19 protein-coding genes are annotated in these 20,070 nt (G+C 66.3%); 6 read left to right on the forward strand and 13 right to left on the reverse strand.

Translation table 11 applies throughout. The annotated features are described in order from the left end of the window. Positions 1-172 precede the first annotated feature (172 nt). From LH62_RS06515 to LH62_RS06525, 3 genes are read right to left on the reverse strand one after another with little or no spacing between them, the layout of a single operon-like run. Positions 173-739 carry a peroxiredoxin gene (locus LH62_RS06515; RefSeq protein ID WP_043360065.1) on the reverse strand — a complete coding sequence of 189 codons (567 nt, stop codon included), beginning with the start codon at positions 737-739 and terminating at the stop codon, positions 173-175. 60 nt (positions 740-799) lie between these two features. Then, positions 800-1,558 (reverse strand): hypothetical protein, encoded by a 759-nt coding sequence (locus LH62_RS06520; RefSeq protein ID WP_043360067.1) that lies wholly within the window; start codon positions 1,556-1,558, stop codon positions 800-802. A 14-nt stretch (positions 1,559-1,572) separates the two neighbouring features. Further along, positions 1,573-2,259 (reverse strand): MarR family winged helix-turn-helix transcriptional regulator, encoded by a 687-nt coding sequence (locus LH62_RS06525; protein ID WP_043360069.1) that lies wholly within the window; start codon positions 2,257-2,259, stop codon positions 1,573-1,575. Between the two features lie 540 nt (positions 2,260-2,799). On the opposite strand from LH62_RS06525, the gene LH62_RS06530 reads away from it, so the two are divergent. Continuing rightward, positions 2,800-4,290, forward strand: a complete 1,491-nt coding sequence (locus LH62_RS06530; protein ID WP_082012389.1) for a family 43 glycosylhydrolase — start codon at positions 2,800-2,802, stop codon at positions 4,288-4,290. Between the two features lie 168 nt (positions 4,291-4,458). On the opposite strand, the gene LH62_RS06535 is transcribed toward LH62_RS06530, so the two are convergent. Then, positions 4,459-6,606, reverse strand: a complete 2,148-nt coding sequence (locus LH62_RS06535) for a molybdopterin-dependent oxidoreductase (RefSeq protein ID WP_043360071.1) — start codon at positions 6,604-6,606, stop codon at positions 4,459-4,461. 99 nt (positions 6,607-6,705) lie between these two features. Here LH62_RS06535 and LH62_RS06540 point away from each other — a divergent pair, with 99 nt between their 5' ends. Beyond that, the gene (locus LH62_RS06540) at positions 6,706-7,185 is read left to right on the forward strand and encodes a DUF1810 domain-containing protein (RefSeq protein WP_369796743.1); all 480 of its coding nucleotides are present in this window, start codon (positions 6,706-6,708) and stop codon (positions 7,183-7,185) included. Positions 7,186-7,287: 102 nt separating this feature from the next. On the opposite strand, the gene LH62_RS06545 is transcribed toward LH62_RS06540, so the two are convergent. The 7 genes from LH62_RS06545 to LH62_RS06565 form a co-directional block, all read right to left on the reverse strand. After that, complete coding sequence (locus tag LH62_RS06545) at positions 7,288-8,097, reverse strand: hypothetical protein (RefSeq protein ID WP_043360072.1); 810 nt, start codon at positions 8,095-8,097, stop codon at positions 7,288-7,290. A gap of 78 nt (positions 8,098-8,175) precedes the next feature. After that, positions 8,176-8,319, reverse strand: a complete 144-nt coding sequence (locus tag LH62_RS31025) for a hypothetical protein (protein ID WP_160299786.1) — start codon at positions 8,317-8,319, stop codon at positions 8,176-8,178. Between the two features lie 108 nt (positions 8,320-8,427). Next, positions 8,428-10,083 carry a GMC family oxidoreductase gene (locus tag LH62_RS06550; protein WP_201445436.1) on the reverse strand — a complete coding sequence of 552 codons (1,656 nt, stop codon included), beginning with the start codon at positions 10,081-10,083 and terminating at the stop codon, positions 8,428-8,430. A 165-nt stretch (positions 10,084-10,248) separates the two neighbouring features. Next, positions 10,249-11,367: an alanine dehydrogenase gene (gene ald / locus LH62_RS06555; protein WP_043365304.1), complete on the reverse strand. Its 1,119-nt coding sequence runs from the start codon at positions 11,365-11,367 to the stop codon at positions 10,249-10,251. Positions 11,368-11,880: 513 nt separating this feature from the next. Further along, complete coding sequence (locus LH62_RS06560; protein ID WP_369796821.1) at positions 11,881-12,288, reverse strand: HU family DNA-binding protein; 408 nt, start codon at positions 12,286-12,288, stop codon at positions 11,881-11,883. 686 nt (positions 12,289-12,974) lie between these two features. Next, positions 12,975-13,442: a hypothetical protein gene (locus LH62_RS30170; protein WP_144404401.1), complete on the reverse strand. Its 468-nt coding sequence runs from the start codon at positions 13,440-13,442 to the stop codon at positions 12,975-12,977. A 155-nt stretch (positions 13,443-13,597) separates the two neighbouring features. Then, the gene (locus tag LH62_RS06565; RefSeq protein WP_043360075.1) at positions 13,598-15,031 is read right to left on the reverse strand and encodes a CoA transferase; all 1,434 of its coding nucleotides are present in this window, start codon (positions 15,029-15,031) and stop codon (positions 13,598-13,600) included. Positions 15,032-15,471: 440 nt separating this feature from the next. On the opposite strand from LH62_RS06565, the gene LH62_RS32305 reads away from it, so the two are divergent. Together LH62_RS32305 and LH62_RS06570 are read left to right on the forward strand one after the other, a co-directional pair. Further along, positions 15,472-15,600 (forward strand): hypothetical protein, encoded by a 129-nt coding sequence (locus LH62_RS32305; RefSeq protein ID WP_255359983.1) that lies wholly within the window; start codon positions 15,472-15,474, stop codon positions 15,598-15,600. Next, complete coding sequence (locus tag LH62_RS06570; protein WP_043360076.1) at positions 15,600-15,935, forward strand: hypothetical protein; 336 nt, start codon at positions 15,600-15,602, stop codon at positions 15,933-15,935. Before LH62_RS32305 ends, LH62_RS06570 begins: the two co-directional genes overlap by 1 nt. 56 nt (positions 15,936-15,991) lie before the next feature. Here LH62_RS06570 and LH62_RS06575 read toward each other — a convergent pair whose 3' ends face one another. Then, positions 15,992-16,198, reverse strand: a complete 207-nt coding sequence (locus LH62_RS06575; protein ID WP_043360078.1) for a hypothetical protein — start codon at positions 16,196-16,198, stop codon at positions 15,992-15,994. Between the two features lie 409 nt (positions 16,199-16,607). Between LH62_RS06575 and LH62_RS29105 the strand changes: the two genes are divergently transcribed. Next, the gene (locus LH62_RS29105) at positions 16,608-17,705 is read left to right on the forward strand and encodes a TRAP transporter substrate-binding protein (protein WP_201445437.1); all 1,098 of its coding nucleotides are present in this window, start codon (positions 16,608-16,610) and stop codon (positions 17,703-17,705) included. A gap of 484 nt (positions 17,706-18,189) precedes the next feature. On the opposite strand, the gene LH62_RS06585 is transcribed toward LH62_RS29105, so the two are convergent. After that, the gene (locus tag LH62_RS06585; protein ID WP_043360079.1) at positions 18,190-19,083 is read right to left on the reverse strand and encodes a LysR family transcriptional regulator; all 894 of its coding nucleotides are present in this window, start codon (positions 19,081-19,083) and stop codon (positions 18,190-18,192) included. Positions 19,084-19,189: 106 nt separating this feature from the next. Here LH62_RS06585 and LH62_RS06590 point away from each other — a divergent pair, with 106 nt between their 5' ends. Beyond that, complete coding sequence (locus tag LH62_RS06590) at positions 19,190-20,059, forward strand: SDR family oxidoreductase (protein WP_043360081.1); 870 nt, start codon at positions 19,190-19,192, stop codon at positions 20,057-20,059. Positions 20,060-20,070: the final 11 nt, after the last annotated feature.

Consider the following 20,070-nt stretch of genomic DNA (forward strand, 5'->3'; position numbering starts at 1 on the left):
CGACGGGGCTACCCGGCACGACCAGGGGGCGGGTTTCGCCGGCCGCGGCACCAGGGTGCGAAGCGGTCGACACCCGCATCGAGCATCGTGACGGCCTAGCCTGCCGCCTCGGGCGCGGGCGCGAAGGCGCCGAGGCCTTCGAAATGGACGCGGCGGAGGACGATGGCCGTCTTCATGGCAGGCGACAGGCTGCCTCGCGCGCCGACACCGCCTCGCCGGCTGCAGGATCGGAGAGGACGGCTCCGCCCGCCTCGGCGGCGAGCAGCGCGACATCCGCGCCGAGCACGATGTCCTCGACATGGCCGAAGGCCTGACGGCGCAGGCGTCCGGCGGCGTCGATGATCAGCAGCGTCGGCGTCCCCTGCATGGCGTAGGCTGCCATGGTCACCGGCATCGGCCCGCCCCGGGGGTCCGGCGCATCGATCCCGATAGGGAATTCCAGGCGGTACTCATGCGAGAAGGCCGATAGCGTCTCCGGCCTGTTCGCCGCATGGTGCTCGAACACCGTGTGCAGCCCGAGGACGGCGACCCGGCTCGGGTGAAAGGCGCGGCGAATGCGCGAAAGCTGTGGCAAGGCGTACTGCACGCAGCCTGGGCAGAGCATCTGGAAGGCAAGGGCGACGACGACCCGACCGCGCAGCGCCGCAAGCTCGAGGGGCTGCCCCTCGGCCGTGTTGAGCCAAAGGCCGGCGGTCGTCCAGGGTGGCGCGGGCCGCAGTTGCGGCCTGTATTCGCTCATGGAGGCATCTCCGTCATGGGGCAGGCGGCGGAGGCCGCCCGCCTGTCTTTCCGACCTGGCTCAGCGCGTTCCAGCCGGCATCACCCGTCCAGGCAAGCTGAGATCGCCAGAGGCAACGTCGAACACCTCGGCCACGCAAAGCAGCGGCGCGTGCAGGTTACCGTTGACGCGGAGCCCGGCCGTCACGCCGTCGAAGCGGGTGGCGTGCAGCCCGGGCAACTCGGCCACTGGCACCCGCACCTCGACCGTGCTGCCCAGCAGGCGCGGCGGCAGGTCGGGGCTGGAAAGAAGCAGCGGCACGCCCGGCCAATCCCCAGGCAGGCGCGGCTGTGCGCCGGCTGGGATGTCGCGGACCTTCAGCGCGCCGGGCCCGCACGCGTCGTCGGGACTAAGCACCACCCAATGGCTGTGCCAGACATGCCTGTTGCGGTCGCGGCCGGGCGCGTTGTCGTCGAAGTCGGGGTGAAAGGTGACGGCAAGCGCGAGGATGCCCTGGCCCGGCTCGAAGCCGACAACGGCCGTGTCGAGGCTGGTGGGCCAGACATAGGCATGCACTGTAGAACCCTCAAAGCGTCCCGTCTCCACCGGGCGCGTCTCGCCGGCCCGCCCGGCGACCTGGATCCGAAAGACGGCACTGTCGCCTTCGATGGCGATGGCGGCCCGGACGATGTCGAAGTCTGCGATGCGGGCGTTGCCGCGGGGCGCCTCGATGGCCCCCGAGTGGCCTTCATGCGCGGCAGCGGGCAGGGCTGCCGCCAGGCCGAGGACAAGCATCCCCGTTGCCGCGGCGAGAAGGCCGCGGCGACTGTTCCGTCTCATGGTGGTGTCTCCAGCTAGGGTGTGGGCATGGCGCCTGGCGCTCCGGTGGCAAAGCGGGTCCAGACGGCCCCGGCCTCGTCGTCCGGGAGCGGGTCCTGCTCCGGGCAGTCGAGGCGGAGGTGGCGGTCGCCGAAGGGCGCATCGACGTAGGCGCAGTGGTGCGGCGCCGAGGCGTCCTCATGGGCGTAGGGGCGGAAATACCGGCAAGTCACGCAAAGCCGGGCAGGAGCGATCGCGCCCCGAACCTGAAGCCCGCGGATCATCTTGACGACGAGCCGCAGCAGAGCCTCCTGCTCCGCAGGCGAAAGGTCAGCCGCGGTGTCGAGCAGCGTGGCGGGCCAGTCACTGGCTTCGCGCGCCGCTGTGCGGCCCTGCTCGGTCAGCGCCAGGCCAGCGGCGCGGCCATCGCGTGGGTCTGGTTGGCGTGCCACCAGGCCCTTGCGTTCAAGCGTGCTGACGGCGTCGCTCGCGGTCGCGCGCGTTATGGCAAGCTGCCCTGCGATCTCGGACAGGCGTGGAGCATGGCGGCCAGGGCCGCTACGGGCGGCGATGATGGCCAGCGCCTGCGCCTGTGTAGGGCTCAACCCGCGCGCCTCGGCAAGGCGCCATTGGCCGGCGCGCAATGCCACGGACAGGCGAGAGAGGCCAGCGGCGAGGCGGTGGGGAAGCGGGTCCGACAGGGTGTCGAATACAGCGGTCATAGAGGAGATAATATGTAGGACTCCTAACCAGTCAACCCCGATATGGGATGCGTGGCTTGGGGACGGTCCTTGGGTGGCATCAGGCGGCTCACATCCGCGACGAGTCCGAGGGCGCCATCTTCCCGTCCAACCCAATGGCGCGCCCCAACGTGGCAACCTCGCAACTAGGACAGCCCACGACGTCCAGTCCGCCGAAGGCGCGAAGGTTCAACGACGCTTGCGCATGGGCGAAGGTCGACGGCGCAACGGGCGAAAGCGGCCAGTTCCTCCAGACAGCCGAGGTCACTGGCCGCAAGTCCTGACCGGTGAAGTCCGGCCTGATGGATGGCGACAACCAAGCAGTCGCCAGACACGCTCCGTAGTCGCACCGGGAGCCGGGCCTCGGCCATGCTCAACCGGTGTCATTCGGCACTGAACGCTGCATTAGGCGCGATTACGGAAAAGAACGTGCCGCATTGCGGCGCAATTTACCCTGCGCGCCGATGACCACCACCACACCAGCGGCGTTGCCTGACAACGCCTCAAGGTCCAGGAACAGATATGCAAGGTGAGCAGCCTGTCGCCGCGTCCCACAAGCTCGTGCTGACCTCCGCACCGGACGGGCTTGTCCGGTTCGAGATCGCCATCACTGCCGCCGAGCCGGAAAGCGCGTCGCGCTTTGTCCTCGTCACCGGGCTCGACGCGGCTTCCGACGCGCAGGTGGTGCGCAAGTACAATTTGCCTGATACCGGGCACCATTCTTATCTCGATCTTTTCGAGGCGCTTGCCAAGGATTACGGAACGCGCCTGCCAAGGAGCCGGCAACCTCCAGAAGTGCCGGCCTCGACGACACCGCTCGTGCCCCTGCTCACCGAAGCGGTGTCGCCGGACATTCTCTATGGCTACGGCGACCCGGCCGTGACCCGCGTGGTCGAGGACCTTTCTGGCGCTGGGACCGCGTCCTACTATCTGCTTGCAACGTCGAACGACGCGCCGCAGGTGTTTCCCATCCTCTACTCGCAAGACCTGATGGACTGGCGGCCGCTGGGCTTCGTGTTCCCGCAAGGCCATGCGCCCAGGTGGGCGGCGGAGATTGGGCGAGGGGGAGAGTACTGGGCGCCCGAGATGCACCGGATCGGCAGCGACTTCCTCCTGTGCTTCGCCGCACGGGAGGCGGATGGAAGCTTTTCGATCGGGCTCGCCAAATCCTCCCGGCCTGATGGTCCCTTCATCGCTGCTGAGGCGCCCATCCTGCGGGGCAACGTTATCGACCCGCATATTCTCCTTGACCAAGAAGGCAGCGCTTACCTGTTCTGGAAGGAGGATACCAATGATGTCTGGCCAAGTCGGCTGTGCCAGTTCTTGCACGAGCACACCCTGCTGATAGACGAGCTGTTTCCGCACGAGGAGGACCGTCGCACTGCTGCTTTCGCCTCGGCACTATGGCCTTGGGTAAAGTCGCTCGGGCCCATGGAACGCTTCTTTGTCCTGCAGACATTGGTCGAGGCCGTCGTTTCCGATTTCCAGGCATTCTCGGCGCGCCTGTCGGGCATTCTCGAGCAGCAGACGGTCCAAGCCGGGCGGGAAGCCATCACGGAGATCCTGCGGCTGACCAGGACGCCGGTCTATGCCCAAAAGCTGGACCTGAACATGCTCGTCCTCCTCGGTGAGCGGAAGCAGGTTTTGCAGAACGACCAGGAATGGGAGGGCCACCTTGTCGAGGGCGTGTGGGTCAGCGAGCACGGGGGAAGGTACTACATGCTCTACGCCGGAAACGACTTTTCAACGGCCGAGTACGGCATTGGGGTTGCCGTCGCGGATAACCCGCTCGGTCCGTATCGGAAGACGAGGGAGCCGCTCCTGCGCTCCACGGCGGAGTGGTCCGGCCCGGGGCACCCATCGGTCGCTGTCGGCCCCGACGCGCAACCTTGGCTTTTTCTGCACGCCTTCTTCCCTGGCAGGAGTGGCTACAAGGAGTTTCGCGCAGTCCTTGGGCTGCCGATCGCCTTTGGAATGGAAAGCATCCTGGTGCGGCCTCACCCTTCGGCATGATCGCCGCACCCGCTTGCGCCGGCAGGCGTCTGACCAACGAAGAAGCACGGCCGCCGAAGCCACCCTTCCAGCCCAGGTGCTCGCCGAGCAAGATGCCGGGACCGAGCCGGCTGGCGGCGCTGGAGGAGGACAGGACAGGCGGGGTATGCGGCCCGGCTTTTGCACTCGTCATGCCGTATCCGCAAAATGGTCGCCGGCGTGGCGCACGGCGCGCAGGCGGCACGGCAGCGCGCCGATATCGACCGACCCGCTCATGGGATCTGCCGCGCCGCGGTAGCTCAGCGCGGCATTGACGTTGATGTCCAGCGCAGCGAATTCCGGTCCCGGCGCTTCTGGCAGCCACCAGCCCATGCCGGTTGTCAGAACGCCGGGCTGGGTCCGGTCGGTGATCGTCACCCGGAGCCGGCAGACGCCCGGGCCGCCTGGCAGTTCCACCTCCACCCAATCCCCTTCGGTGACGCCGCAGGCCGCCGCAGTGTCCGGATGCAGGCGGACCTCGGGATCGGGCGAAACCTTCCGCGCCCAAGCCTGGTCGCGGAAGCGGGAGTGGTGGTAGGTTTTTTCGCGAAATCCGGTCTGCAGCAGCAGCGCATGGCCCGGCGTCGCGGCCGAGGGCGGCGGCAGGAAGCCCGGCAGGGGGTCCAGCCCATGCCGCGCGGCGGCCTCCGAATAAAGTTCGATCTTTCCGCTCGGCGTTGCAAAGCCACGTTGGGCGAAGTCGCCCAGCTCGTAGGGGAAATGCGCATAGCCATCGCGGCGAAGGCTGGCCAGCGAGATGCCGCTGTCCCCCAGCAGGAAAGCGTTGAACTCCGCCTGGCTTCGCCAGGGCAGCAGCTCGGCGGAAAGGGCGCCACGGGCGCGAAGCCGATCGAGCAGACCGACCGCGATCTCCAGGTCGTTGCGCGCCTCGCCGCGTGCGGGCACGGCGGCGGTATAGGCGATGTTCGGTCCTGACGGATCGAGGGTGACGTCCTCCTCCTCGAGCGTCGTTGTCTTCGGCAGGACAAGGTCAGCGATGGCCGCCGTCGGCGTCATGGTATGTGCTGCGACCGCCAGCACCTCAAGCGAGCGCAGCGCGGCCAACGTCCGTCGCGCGTCCGGATAGGTCACTGCGATGTTGACGCCGCTGACATAGGCGGCGCGGACCGGGTAGGGCCGGCCCGTCAGCATGGCCTCGATGACGGACGGGTTGTGGCAGGCGGTCTGCCAGCCCTTCGGCCCGGCCCAGAGCGGGTAGACGTCGGCTCCGATGGTCTGACGCTCAATTTCCTCCGGCAAGCGGAAGCGCGGCTCGTGCAGCAGCTCAAGATAGGTGCGGAAGCCGGCTGGCTTCTTGACCCGCCGGTTGCCGCCTGGGCGGTCCAGATTGCCGCTGATAGCCACCAGCGCGTGAAAGGCGCGGTAGGTCTGCACTCCGTTGCTCGCCGCATCGATGCCATGGCCGCCGACGAAACAGGATGGGCCTTCGGCGTAGAGCTTGGCGGCATGCTCGATGGCCTCGGCCGAAACGCCTGCGATCGCCGCGGCCCAGCCCGGCGTGCAGGATGCCACGCGCTCCGCCAGCGCCTCGAAACCATGGCACCATCTCGCAACGAAATCCGTGTCGTAGGCCCTGTCGCGGATCAACGCGTGCAGCAACGCGAGGCCAATGGCGCCGTCGGTACCGGGCCGTGGCTGCAGCCATACATCGGCCATTTCCGCCGCCGGCGTCCGGAAGGGGTCGAGCACCACCAGCCGTGCGCCACGGGCCTTGGCCCGTTTGAGCTCGGCCCATTGAATAGGATCGGCGGCATGGGGATTGCGCCCGACCAGCAGGGTGCAACGGGCCGCCTCGATATCCTCGCCGCGACCGATATTCAGCCCGGTGAGGCGGTCGCTGACCGCGCGGCAGCCGCCGCACAGGTCCTGGTTGATCATCCAGTTTGGCGAGCCGAGGCTGCGCAGCAGCAGCGCGACCACCGCGCCGCGGCTGAAAAACGCCCCGCTGACCGCCCCGACCAGCGCCAGCGGGCCATGCTTGGAGCGCACGGCGGCCAGGCCGTCGGCCAGCTCGTCCAACGCCGCGTCCCAGGACACCCGCCGCCACTGGCCGCTGCCGCGCTCGCCCACCCGACGGAGCGGGTGCAGGAGGCGGTCGGGATGGTCGGTCCAGTCCTGCAGGCCGCGGATGCCTTTGACGCAGAATGCGCCCTTCGATGTCGGGTGCGCAGGGTTGGGTGCGATCCTGGCGACGCGGCCAGTCTCATCCAGCGTCAGCAAGGCGCCGCAGAGCGTGCCGCATTCCCAACAGGTGCTCGGGATGGTGGAGGCTGTCATGCCAGGAAGGGTGTCATCCCGGACGGTGGCGCGTCCAGTCAGGTGATCATCGGCTGCCAGCCGCGACCTCCCGGCATCACATGCGATGCTGAGGCAGGCTTGGCCACGGCAAGCCTTCCGAAGCTGGCCAATATCGACATAGCCTGGGGTATGAACGACCCCTTCGATCTCGAACGCTTCGTGCGGGCTCAGGAGCCGGTGATGGCGGAGGTTCACCGCGAACTCCGGGCGGGACGCAAGCGAACGCACTGGATGTGGTTCGTCTTCCCGCAGCTCCGCGCCCTCGGCCGAAGCTCGACTGCCCAGCATTACGGAATCGCCTCGCTGGCCGAGGCACAAGCCTATATCGCGCACCCTCTTCTCGGGCCGCAACTCGTGAAGTGTACCGAGCTGGTCCGTGCGGTTCGGCACCGGTCGGCGCATGAGATATTCGGCAGCCCGGACGATCTCAAGCTCCGATCGTCCATGACGCTGTTCGCGGTGGCGCGGCCAGAGGCAGCGGTATTCGCTGACGTGCTTCGTCAGTACTTCGATGGCGAGCTGGACGGGCTCACGGTCAAACTGCTGGCGGCGGAGTAATAGACCAACCCGTGGCTCATGACGATCGCAGCGTCAGTGGACATGCGGGTCTAAGCCCGGCCTATCCAAAAGATCCGCCGGTGCCAACCCAATCCACTCACCTCATGCCAACTCGGCGAGCTGGCGCGGCCGGTAGATCGCTGAATGATGGACGCGGGCAACCGGCGTATGACCATTCGCGATGACCAGGACGTCGAGCTCGACAATCTTGTGGCCCTTGCGGTCGTAGTTGGCCAGCACCTTCGCCCGGGTGGTGAGGACGTCGCCGACGCGGGCCAGTCCCAAGTTGCGGGCCGCGCTTGCGACGTGAATCCAGGCGCCCATCTGCACATTGTGAGACAGCGACCAGTTGCACATCCGCAAGATGATGCCGGGATGGACAAGCTTCTCGGTGGAATAAAGGGAGTTCGCCTCTCGCACATCGCGCAGATAGCTCGAAGCGTAGTCCTCCGTAACCTCAAGCGGATTGGCACCCAGCCATTCGCCGACAGGGAATACCGCATCATTCACATGCGGCCTCTCGCGCTTAGCGGGCACGACCGGGAACAAGGTCAAGTCCGGCATGGCTGGTGGTTTGCAGGGCAGGCTCGCCGATCCGGAGGCGCAAGAGATCTTCTCGCTCTCCACGGTGAAATCGAGCCCGATTGCAGACCGGTTCGCCGTGATCGTGACGACCCGGCCGTCATAGACCGGTTTCAGGAGTTTGCACTCCATCGTGCCCCGCTCGAGCCAGGGCCGACTCCAAAGGGCCAAGGGGAAATGGGTCGCGTAGGCATACACCTCCACGCCGGGAACGAGGCCACCGGCGAAACCCAGGCGTGCGGCGACGGTGTCGTCGTGGATCTTGTTCTCCGATGCCTGCGACATATTGAAAGCGCTGAGGCTGTAGGGGGCAAAAGCAGGTAAGGTCATCGACAACCCCTGGTCATGAACCGGCCTGAACTCGGATCAGTCTCGATGTCGGGCCCATGCGGGGGCCAAGCCAGTGGCTCACCAAGGATAATCATGCCGGGCCGCCCGGAACAACAAGACGCTGACGAGAGCCGTCTCAGGACGCTGCGTTTCCTGTCCGGCCACGACCAAATCGCCCATTTCAATCATCTCGGCCGTGACCACGCCGCTGTCGGTGAACATCGATCCGCAAGGATATGGGTGCGATATGGAAGTCGACGTTAGCGGGGAGTGCCACCGTGGCCTTGGCTCCGCTCCGACCAATTTGAGGATGTCCTCTTGCACCATCGCTCACCGTGCATCCTCCAGCATCATCGCGGCGCATTTCTCGCCGATCATGATGGTCGGTGCGTTCGTGTTGCCGGTGGTCAGTGTCGGCATCACGCTGGCATCGGCAATGCGCAGACCCTGGATGCCCTGCACCCGAAGCCTGCTGTCCACCACTGCGCGCGGATCCTCGCCCATGCGGCAGGTGCCGACCGGGTGGTAGATGGTGGTGCCGTATTGCCGCGCGAAGCCCAGCATCTCTTCCTCGCTTTGCACCTCGGGGCCCGGCAGCATCTCGCGTACGCTATGCTGGGCGATGGCGGGCTGCGCCATGATGTCGCGTGCCAGCTTCAGCCCGGACGCCAGCACCTGCTGGTCGCCGATGGCGCTGAGGTAGTTGGGGCGGATGAGTGGCCGCTCCAGCGGGTCGGCCGATCTCGCCATCACGCTGCCGCGGCTGTCCGGACGCACCGGACAGATGGCCAAGGTCATGCCAGGCTCCCGTTCCAGGTTGCTGATGACGCTGCCGAGTTCATAGGTCGCCGGCGTGAAAAGCAGTTGCAGGTCCGGCGAGGCCAAGCCTTCGCGGGAGCGGGCGAAGACCTGCGCCGTGGTAACACCGAAGGTCAACGCCCCATTGCCGCGCAGGAAAAAGCGCACAACCTCGCCTGCCAACCGCAAGCCACGTGACAGTTGGTTGGTCGAGATGGCGCTCTTCACCCGATGCTGGACGCGCGTGACGTAGTGGTCCTGCAGGTTGGCGCCGACACCCGGCAGGTCGGCCAGCACCGTGATGCCGAGCGATTGCAGGTGGTCGGCCGGACCGAGGCCCGACACTTGCAGAAGGTGCGGCGAGTTCACCGCGCCGCCCGAAAGCACCACCTCCCTGGCCACAAGGATGCGCTTTGTTTCGCCGCCCTGGATAAACTCGGCGCCAATGCAGCGGCGGCCTTCGAACAGCAGGCGCGTGGCCTGGGCACCGGTTTCCACACGTACCTTGCCCTTGGCACGGGCGAGAAAGGTACGGGCGGTGGAGCCACGCCACTTGCCGATGCGCGTCATCTGGGAGTAGCCGACGCCTTCCTGCTCTTTGCCGTTCAGGTCCTTGCGAAAAGCGTGGCCGGCCTGCTGCGCGGCTTCGACAAAGCGGTGCGTCAGCGGCAGAATGGTGCGGTAGTCCTCCACCTGCAGCGGGCCATCAGTACCGCGATACTCGGGATCGCCGCCGCCGTGGTAGGTCTCCGAGTTGCGGAAGTAGGGCAGCACCTCGTCATAGCTCCAGCCGCGCGCGCCCATCTGCGCCCAACCGTCGAAGTCGGCGGGATTGCCGCGCACATAGAGCATGCCGTTGATGGATGACGAACCGCCCAGCGTCTTGCCGCGCGGCCACTTGATGGCGCGGTTGTTGCTGCCGGGTTCGGGTTCGCTCAGGTAGCCCCAGTTCACTAGTCTCTGGTTTCTCAACAGCTTGATCATGCCGGCGGGAATGTGGATCCAGGGGTGGCGGTCCTTCGGGCCAGCTTCCAGCAGCGCCACACGAGCGCCGCTCTCACCGAGACGCGCGGCTACCACGCAGCCAGCGGAGCCGGCACCGATCACCAGATAGTCCGTTTCCATCGCCGCACCCTTGTCGTTCTCTTCGGCAACCTCCGCCACCGATGCCCGCGGCAGCCCCACCATCGCTGTGCAGCGTCAAACGGCTGCACGGAGCCGATCACGCTCTCAGGCCGAAGGTGAGCTCGGCCACCCCTTTCGGGAGCAGGTGCCCCCATTCGGCGACCGGTTGCCATCTCCATTCCTTGGCCAACCCACTGATGCATCGGGCTGATGCAGTCGGTGGCAGCGTCAGCCTCCCAATGCCGCTCGCAGCGGCAGCGCCGTCAGTCCGAGCGCCTGAGCCACAGCGGGATGCACCACATGTCCCGCATGGATGTTCAGCCCCTGTGCCAAGTGCGCATTCTCCGTCAGAGCGCCAGGGAAGCCCTGGTCAGCCAGCTGCAGGATGAAGGGCAGGGTCGCGTTGTTCAGTGCGACGGCACTGGTCCTGGCGACCGCGCCCGGCATGTTGGTGACGCAGTAATGCACCACCTCATCGACCAGATAGGTCGGCTCCGCATGGGTCGTGGGGCGGGAGGTCTCGAAACAGCCACCCTGGTCGATTGCCACATCGACCAGCACGCTTCCAGACCGCATGGCGGCAACCATGGCGCGGTTCACCAGCCGAGGTGCTGCGGCACCGGGAATCAGCACCGCACCAATAACCAGGTCGGCCTCGGTTACTGCCTGTTCCACGGCCTCTGCCGTAGCGAAGACGGTGGCGACACGGCCGGCGAACTCACGGTCCAGCGTGTCGAGCACCCGCGGATTGCGGTCCAGCACCGTCACCTGGGCCCGCATCCCGGCGGCGATCCGTGCAGCGTTCGAGCCGACCACGCCGCCACCGAGCACCACCACACGCCCGGGCGGTACGCCGGGTACGCCCGAAAGCAGGATACCGGCGCCACCCGCCTCCTTTTCCAAACAGCGGGCACCGACCTGGATGGCCATGCGGCCGGCGACTTCGCTCATCGGCGCAAGCAGCGGCAGGCCACCTGCCGAATCAGTCACGGTCTCATAGGCGATGGCGGTGCAGCCGCTGGCCAGCAGTCCCTCCGTCAGTTCACGGTCGGGCGCGAGATGGAGATAGGTGAACAGCATCTGGCCGGGGCGGAGCTGTGGCCATTCCGCCTGCTGCGGTTCCTTCACCTTGATCACAAGGTCAGCCTCGGCGAAGACCGTGGCAGCGTCCGGAGCAATCCTGGCGCCGGCGGCGGCATAGGCCGCATCGGGGAAGCCGATGCCCGCGCCAGCGCCTGTCTCGATCAGCACGTGATGGCCGCGCTGCACCAGCTCTCGCACTGAGGCCGGAACCAAGCCGACGCGGTATTCATGGATCTTGATTTCCTTCGGCACACCAACCTGCATGGCGCGCCTTGGCCCGGTCGTGCTGTCGCCGTCCTGCATCGCAAGCCTCCCGCGGTTATCGTTGTGGCAACCGTGCTCTTTGGCATCATCGGCACAAGCCCGGCTCGTGGCCTGCACGACATCGGTTCACTCTAACATGATGACTTTGCACTTCGGGCAACTTGATCGCAGGTTCCGAAGGCGGCGAAGCGGCCATCTACATCGCCATGTTGCGTCTCGGTGGATCGCCCTGGGGCCTATCGCCGTATCCGAGGTGGGCTAGAAGATGCTGCGACCGGGACAAGCGCCCAAGAATGACAACCTCATTCAAGCGGCACCGATCGTTGAGAGATGGCTTTCGGCTAAATCCAGGGTGGATGCCGAGCGCCATGGGTCAGTGGTCGACTGTCAAAGGAGCGGCAGAGCTAGAGCGGCTTCCGTTCGCACTGGCTTACGGACGCCGCTCCAGCCTGTTCACTCACCACAAGCGTTCGCTTGATTGGAAGCGCCTGCAGCTTTCTCGGCGCTAATTGGCTAGCTTTCCTTGCCGTTGACGGCGTTTTTCAGCTTGCTGCCAGCGGAGAAGCGCACCGCCTTCGAGGCAGCGATCGTCAGAGCTTCGCCGGTGCGGACATTGCGTCCCTGCCGCTCGCCTCGCTCCTGTACCTCGAAGCTGCCGAATCCAGGCAGCTTGACGTCTTCGCCTTGCTGCATCGCAGCAGTGACGGCGCCGCAGAAAGCGTCGACGGCGCGACCGGCGTCAGCTTTTGCCATGGCGCCCTTCTCGGCGACGAGTGCGACAAAATCGTCTTTGGTCAAAGCAGATCTCCTATCATCCTGCATGTGCCATACAGGCTTGGGCGATTCAGCGTCAAAGAGAACCTCGCCTGCAAGCCGCCGGTTTGTCAGAGGCAGTGGACGGAGCGCTGCCGCGTACCTCAGCGAGTTCGATGAAGTCGCCTAGATGAGGCGCGATCAGACGTCATCGCCGGTCCGCATTGGCAAGGCATACTCGACTTTTCCGACCCGTGGTGGTTAGCCGGCCTTGGCTCCGTGGCCCGTACCGCCCGGCAGGTCGCGGCTGTGGCCAGGGCTGTGCATGCTCGCCAGGCAAAGTCGGCAGCGGCCTCTCCGGCTCGATCGGCGGCGGATCCCCCCGCCCCCTGCCCCTTAGGATCTCGCCAGCTGGACAAAGCGCAGGTCAGCGGAACGTCTCGCACGCTTCAGAGAGCCGAGATTGCTGATCGTCGACGATTTCGGCTCCTCTTTCGGCTGCTGAATGATCTCCACGGGCAAGGCCCGATGCTAGTAACCTCCAGCCGCGCCGTCGGCGACTGGGGCAATGCCAGGCACCGTCCCTCCCGTCCTGACAAGAGCAGGCGATCCAAAGCAGCGGGAAGGGTTCGGTGCCGCCATACGGCACATAGGTCGGAAAGATGCCGCAGCGAAATCGCTTTCGGCCATAACCGTCTCTCCGCCGGTCCAACAGGCAGCAGAACATAAGACGGTTCAACCCCATGGCGAGGGTTACGCGGTCAACTGCTAAGCCGTTGCAATCCAATCGAACCAGCCATCGCCAGTATCACGCCAGTGGCTTGCTGACGCAGGGGCGACGCTTTCCTAGGGATCTAAGGCCGCCCGCCCTGTCGCCTGCTCTCCTTGGCCAACCACTGCAGACCATCCTCCAGGACCTTGCCGATACCTTGCAAATTGATCGGAGGGGGCACATTCGGGCCTGGTTGACCTGCGGCATAGTCCTGACCCCTGACCGCAGACGCAAGCCGGGCAACCAAGGGGGAAAGATTGGCTCTGGCGAAAGCGTCGAAAGCGGCAAACCCTTCCGCCGACCCCCTTTCCTGCCCCACATCCCGGGAAAGCAGACTTGCAGCGGCACGCTCCAAAGAACGAGCACGCTCCGTCTTTACGCCCGCGTCCGCTTCAAGCCGCGCAATGACTTGCTGCACCACCTCCGAAGGACCTTGAACAGCCGAGCGGAGCGCGTCCGCCTCCTTGCGGGTGGCTTGCGCGTCTGCCTGAAGCCGCTCCGCTTCTGCAGTCAACGATTGAGCCGCAGTGATGGCGTCGTTCTGGTTCATTCTGGTTACATGAGGGCGAGCGCCAGGGCGAGCAAGGGGGCGCATGAAAGGATCGGGTCTGACCAACGGCGGCCGCCCCGCTTGAGGCCACCCAGCCCCCAGCGATTGGCTCGAAGGGGTTCCAGGTCAGGGACATGCCTTCAACGAAGTTCAGTCTACCGAGCCAACCATTCGGGCCGGTCTCCACCGAGCTTGGGCGTCGGCAACGCCCATCGGCACGGCGTTTCCGACATGCGGAGCACCGGGCCTAGCGTCAGCAGGTCCCCATAGGAGGAGTCCTCGCGCACATAGAGGGGTTCGAGCTCGCTCCCGGTCAGCCGCTCGGGTGCATCGTTGAAGCTGCTGACCAGGCCTTGGCGTTGATAGAACATGGCCGATTGGCACAGCGAAGCCTGCACGTGATAGCTCCCACCCTCGCGGGCCCGGCGGGCCAGGGCCAGCATCGTGCCGAGGGCGGCGAGGTAGCCCGTCAGGTAGTCGCATATCGGGGCCGGGGCGAGCTTCGGCCCGCCGGCGCCGGTCCTCTCTCCATGAGTGTGGGCAATGCCCGAAACCGACTGCGCGATCTGCTCCCACCCGGCCCGCCCTGCGAAGGGGCCGCCCGACCCGAAGCAGCTGACCGAGACGGTGACCAGTCCGGGACGGAGCTCGCTCAACTCCTTCAGGCCGAAGCCGCGCTCGCCGAGCTGCCCGGGGCGGTAACCGTTGACGAAAACATCGGCGTTGTGCGTCAGCGCGGCCAAGCGGCTGGCTTGGTCGGCATGCCGGAGGTCGAGGAAGCAGCTCCGCTTGCCATGGCTCAGGTCACGCACGTATTCGGGCACCTGCGGCAGGTGGGGCGCGGTGACCATCAGCACGTCGGCGCCATGCTCCGCCAGCGTCCGCCCGGCGGTCGGCCCGGCCAGGATGCGGGTCAGGTCGAGCACGCGCACTCCCGACAGCGGCCGGTTGCCAGGCGGCAGCGGCTCGGGCGGGCTCTCGGCGACCTTGGCGACCTCCACCACGGGGCGGTTGGCGAGATAGGCACCCTGCGGGTGCGCCAGCCACTCCTCCCGCGTCCGGACCTTGCCGCCGCAGGCGCGCGCCTCGGCGATCGCGGTCTCGAGCGCGTCGGCGTTCCAGCGGGCGACGGCGGCGCTGACGGAGGCCGGCGTGCTCTCGCAGCCCAGCACGTCCAGCACGCGGCGCTCCAGGTGCGGCAGGTTGAAATGCGGCAAGAACCAGCGCCCGTCCGCCGTCGGCCAGGGCTGGGTCACCGTCGCCATGTGCTTCATGCTTTCGGATACCGGCGGGCACCGGTACTGCCCGTCCGCCTCGCGCTTCCTGGTGTAGTCGACAACGCGCAGCGTCGCCGCCGCCTCGGGCACAGCGACGCTGACGGCCTGGCGGCGGCCGGTGCGCAACTCCCAGAGGTCGTTGGCGGCGACACCAGTGGCGGCCAGGACGGCGGCCGCCGTTTCTCCGACGCGGAAGGGCGTCCGGTAGAACGGATCGGACCCGGTGATGGTGACCTCACCGGCACCCGGTGCCCGCATGGCACGGACGGCCATCAACTCGGAGAAGGCGTCGGACCGATCTGCCTGGGTCATTCCGGGTCTCTTTTTGCTTCGGGGCGTGCCGGGAACCATGCCATGGCTCGGGAAACCAGGTAACGATGCCACATGCCCAGGATGGATGCAGGCCAATCGTCCATGAGACGGGCACGCCCTCCACCGCGCATCTGAGAGTGGCCAGAACGCCTGAGTCCTCAGGTGTCCGTTCGAGAGCGCGCGCAAGTCGGTAAATTGAGTTCCGGCGCTGCCCAATGGGTGGGATGTCGACGAAGAAAGACCGGGCGAAGCCGGCCGCATTCGGGCGTCGTCGACGCTAACCCGACCGACTTCGCGGACGAGAAACTGGGTTGCGGTTCCGGGCGCTGCAGCCCCATCCAGCCAAGCGCGGCAGGCCACCAAGCGCTGGCATGCAAAAGAGCCAAACGCGATCCGCACGCTGGCCCGAGCGGGCAGCGCCTGGTGGATGCCGCCGGTGCATGTCGGGCCATGGTTGGTGCGCCGACGCTTCGCAACGGCGCCTCCTGTTCCAGGCCATCCACGACATGGCGCCGATGCTGGAGCGCGAGCGGCGGAGGAGCTTCCACATCCTGCCCAGCGCTGGGTGATGGAGCAGACCGTCGGCTGGATGGCGCGCTGGAGCAGCTGTTGCACGAAGCTTGGCCGCGACCGCTACCGACGCACGCTGGTGGCGGCAGCCCTCATCCGGGCCGGCTTGGCGCAGCTCGACGAGGGATGCGGCGCCCGCGGCGAAGTGTGCGTGCCTGGGTGCTGGGCAGCCTTCTCCCGCGACAGCGTCGCGCTGCAGGCCCTGCAGCGCCAGGGCGACGCGCCTTCGTCCAGATGCGCATGGCGGGTGCCCCATTTCGCGCAAGCACTCACCAGCCCGGGCACGGACTTCGTGCTGGCACATCCCCTTACTGTCGGTACCGCCGGAATATAGACCGGCGACCGCGCCGCGTGACCGCTGGCGACCCACTTGCCAGGTTTGGCGAGCGTTTACTGATCGACGGGAGCACTGACGGCAGGAGGCTCCAGCATCTCGCTCAGAACCTGCACCTCTTCAGCGCGAAGGTCGGAGAGTGGAAGTTCTTGCCCCATCACCAGCCATTGGTTCCACTCGGTTTGCCACTGGGCGACCTCTGGCTCCTGGCCAGCGATACGGATCCAGTAAAACCCAGTCTCGCGATCATCGGGGTCGATCATACGCCACCTCCGATTATCGATACGCATAACTCATGGGTTGGTTGTCACTTCCGGTTACATGCTGAGTGACAGGGCTAAGTCACCCGAAAAATTGCAAGGAATGGCAGGCAGCAGGCCCCGCGCTGCGGCCTCATCGACGGTGGGGAGATGCGTCAGCCCAAACGAACCTGTCGCCTCGTGACTGGTCAGGTCCGTAACAACGCTGCCGACCCGGGCTTCGCCAGTTGCAATGGACGAAGCAGCTCAAGCGGTCCATCTCTGCGGTCTCCGCCTGCCCTGAGCGCATTTTCGTGTGGCCGCGCAATCAACTTTTGCGCGAACTTTTGATGGCTTGCGCCTTTTTACCTAACGTTCTGGTAGCACGACGGCTGAAAAGATCAATCGCCTTCTCAAGGTCCAGTAGACGACCATGTTTATTTTCGATATCATTATGAATATGCGCTCAATCATGGCTCGAACGCGATCGATGCTTCTACCGATCATCGGCGCGGTCTTGCTCGGAGTTGGGCCAGCCATGGGCGAGGAATCTGCACCGATCCATCTTAGGATCGCGGGCGGATTTGGCGGTGTTACCCAATATATGCGGTACGAAGCCCCATTTTGGGCAACGGAGGTGCCTCGCCTGACCAAGGGCCGGGTCCAGGCGGCGATTGCGCCGTTCGACCGCAGCGGCATCCGCGGATCCGATATGCTGGGGCTGATGCGGTTGGGCGTGGTGCCATTCGGCACCGTTAGCCTCAGCGTTGCTGCTGGCGACGAACCGGAACTGGGAGCGATGGATCTACCAGCACTCAATCCGGACATCGCAACCCTGCGTCAGTCACGGGATCTGCTACGGCCGCGGCTGGAGGCTATTCTCCATGACCGGTACAGTATTAAATTACTGGCCATCTACACCTATCCGGCACAGGTGCTGTTTTGCCGCGAGCCGTTCAAGGGCTTGGCTGACCTCGCCGGACGTCGGGTTCGGGTTTCATCCGTCGGTCAAAGCGAGATGATCGAGGCGCTCAATGCTATGCCGGTTGTCATCCCCTTCGCCCAAATCCCCAACGCTTTTCGGGATCATACTGTTGAGTGCGCTATTACCGGAAGCCTGTCAGGCAATGCACTCGGCCTGCAGATCTTGACCTCTGCGATGTCTCGGCAGGCCATCAGTTGGGGGGTTTCGTTTTTTGGCGCCAACCTGGGCGCTTGGGCCGCCCTTCCATCGGAGGTCAGATCCCAGCTTCAGCAGGGGTTAACGACATTGGAAGGCGAAATCTGGCAAGCAGCCGAGCGCGAGACCGAAGAAGGGTTCGCTTGCAATGCCGGTTTGCCCCAATGCGTTCGAGGCGAAGCAGGACGCATGATCGTGCTCAATGACACACCGCAGGACCAGCGGCGTCGGACGCAATTGCTACGAGACGTCGTCTTGCCAAGGTGGATCGAGCGGTGCGGCGAGGACTGCGTCGCAATTTGGAACCGCTACATGGCGGTGGCGAGAGGCATCATCCTAGCTACGAACTAGCCCGGGGCTGGCGATTGCGTCGCGGCGCTACCGTTTCTGCCTCGACATCTCTGGATCCACAGGCTGACCAGCAGGCCCCACCATCGTCGCCGGGAGCGAACAGCGCATTCTGTCGACTGAGCCACTCAGGCCGGATGGCGTGATCGAGGTTGTTGAATTCGATCCGGTCGTCCTCGGGGAGGCCGACCAACTCGACGTGGTGGTTCAGCGCCGAGCGGATGGCTCCAGCATAAGGCCAGCGTGCCGCTCTCATCACCGCGTCCCGCATGCGGCGGCCCACGGGGGTTGATCTTGTTATCCCTATCCCGGCCGGTCCTTCAGCACCTCGATGCGCGAGAGACGCGCCGGAAGGCGGCTATGGCCGGCGCGGCGGCGCTTCTTCGGTTGCCGACCGACTACGCCAACGACGTCGCCATGCATGGGGCGGACCGGTTGGAAACCGCCCCGGGCTGGCGAGGAGTGCCGCGGCCGCGCAGCCCAGCCGTCAGCCCTCGATATAGGCCGCCAGCTCGTCGGGGCTCCCTTGCGGAAAGGCGCCCTTCAAATGGTCGAGGAAGGCGGAGACGCGCGCGCTGAGCAGCCGGCGCGACGGGTAGAGCGCCCACAGGCCGATCTCCGGGCCAACCACGTCGCCCCAATGCACCAGCCTGCCGGCCGCGAGGTCATGGCTCACGAGCGAGAGCGGAAGCCGTCCGGCGCCGACGCCCGCCCGAACCGCGTCGCGGACCATGACGAGCGACGACAGGCCGAGGACTGCATGGACGGCGATGCGCGAGGATCCGGCCGGCGTCGTCACCTCCCAGGCGACGATCCGGTCGCCCGGCCCGCGCGCGACCACCGGCACGGCCGAGCCATCCGCCGGCCGAGGGAGGTCAGGGCTGGCCACGACGATCAGCCGGTCACGCAGGAACACCCGGCCGACCAGGGCCTCGTCCGGGTCCGGATTGACGCGGATCACCAGGTCATAGCCTTCCTCCACCATGTCGACGGCGCGGTCCTCCGTCGTGACCTCGAGACGGACCTCGGGGAATTTCAGCGCGAAGCCGGCGGCCAGCCTCCCCATCGCCGTCTGGGAGAACAGTAGCGGCGCGCTGATCCGCAACCGGCCCCGCGGCCGGTCCACGCCAGACGTGATCGCCGCCGCAGCTTCGTCGAGTTCGGCCAGCAGGGCTCCCGTCCGCTCGTGGAACGCCCGCCCTTCCTGCGTCAGCCGGAGCCGGCGCGCGCCGCGTTCGAAAAGACGCAGGTCGAGGCTGCCCTCCAGCTCCGCGACGCGGCGGGACAGGGTCGCCTTCGGGCGGCCGGAGGCGCGGGCGGCCCGACCGAACCCCTCATGCCGGGCGACCAAGTTAAAATCAGCGAGGGCGAGCAGATCCATATGTTCCACCTGAGAGACACCTCGTCCTCAAATAGCGCCTATTAGCCAGCAAATGGACCGATCATCTCTGGAGCGCCTCGTTGGCACACCTTCAGGAGTGACCCCCATGACCATCCTCGTCACCGGCGCGACCGGCACGGTCGGCCGCCAGGTCGCCGAACAACTCATCAATCGCGGCGCCGACCTGCGCGCCCTCGTCCGCGACCCGGCGAAGGCGACGCTCCCGGCGGGTGTCGCCGCGGTGCAGGGCGACCTGCTCGATGTCGATTCCCTGCGCGGCGCGCTGTCGGGCGTCTCGACCCTGTTCCTGCTCAATGCCGTGGTGCCGGATGAATTCACCCAGGCCCTGGTCGCGCTGAACCTGGCGCGGGAGGCCGGCATCGAGCGGGTCGTCTACCTATCCGTCATCCACAGCGACCGCTACGTGAACGTGCCGCATTTCGCCGGCAAGTTCGCCGTCGAGCGGATGATCGAGGGGATGGGCCTCAACGCCACCATCCTGCGCCCCGCCTACTTCATGCAGAACGACCTAGCGATCAGGGAGGTGGTGACCGGCCACGGCGTTTATCCGATGCCGATCGGTGCGAAGGGCTTGGCCATGATCGATGCGCGCGACATCGGCGAGATCGCGGCCATCGAGCTGCTCCGCCGCGAGCGGGCCGCTGCGCCGCTGCCGGCCGACCGGATCAACCTCGTCGGCCCGGAGACGCTGACCGGCGCCGACGTCGCCGCCATCTGGGCGGAGGTGCTCGGCCGTCCGGTCGCCTATCCCGGCGACGACACCGCCGGGTTCGAGCGGAACCTCCGGGCCTTCATGCCGGGTTGGATGGCCTACGACATGCGCCTGATGTGCGAGCGCTTCCTCACCGAAGGGATGCGGCCGGAGGCCGGCGATGCCGAACGCCTCACTGCGCTGCTGGGCCGCCCGCTGCGCTCCTACCGTGACTTCGCCGCCGGGACCGCGGCCGCGGCCTGATGGCCGGGCGT

Source organism: Belnapia sp. F-4-1 (assembly GCF_000802185.1).
Lineage (GTDB): Bacteria > Pseudomonadota > Alphaproteobacteria > Acetobacterales > Acetobacteraceae > Belnapia.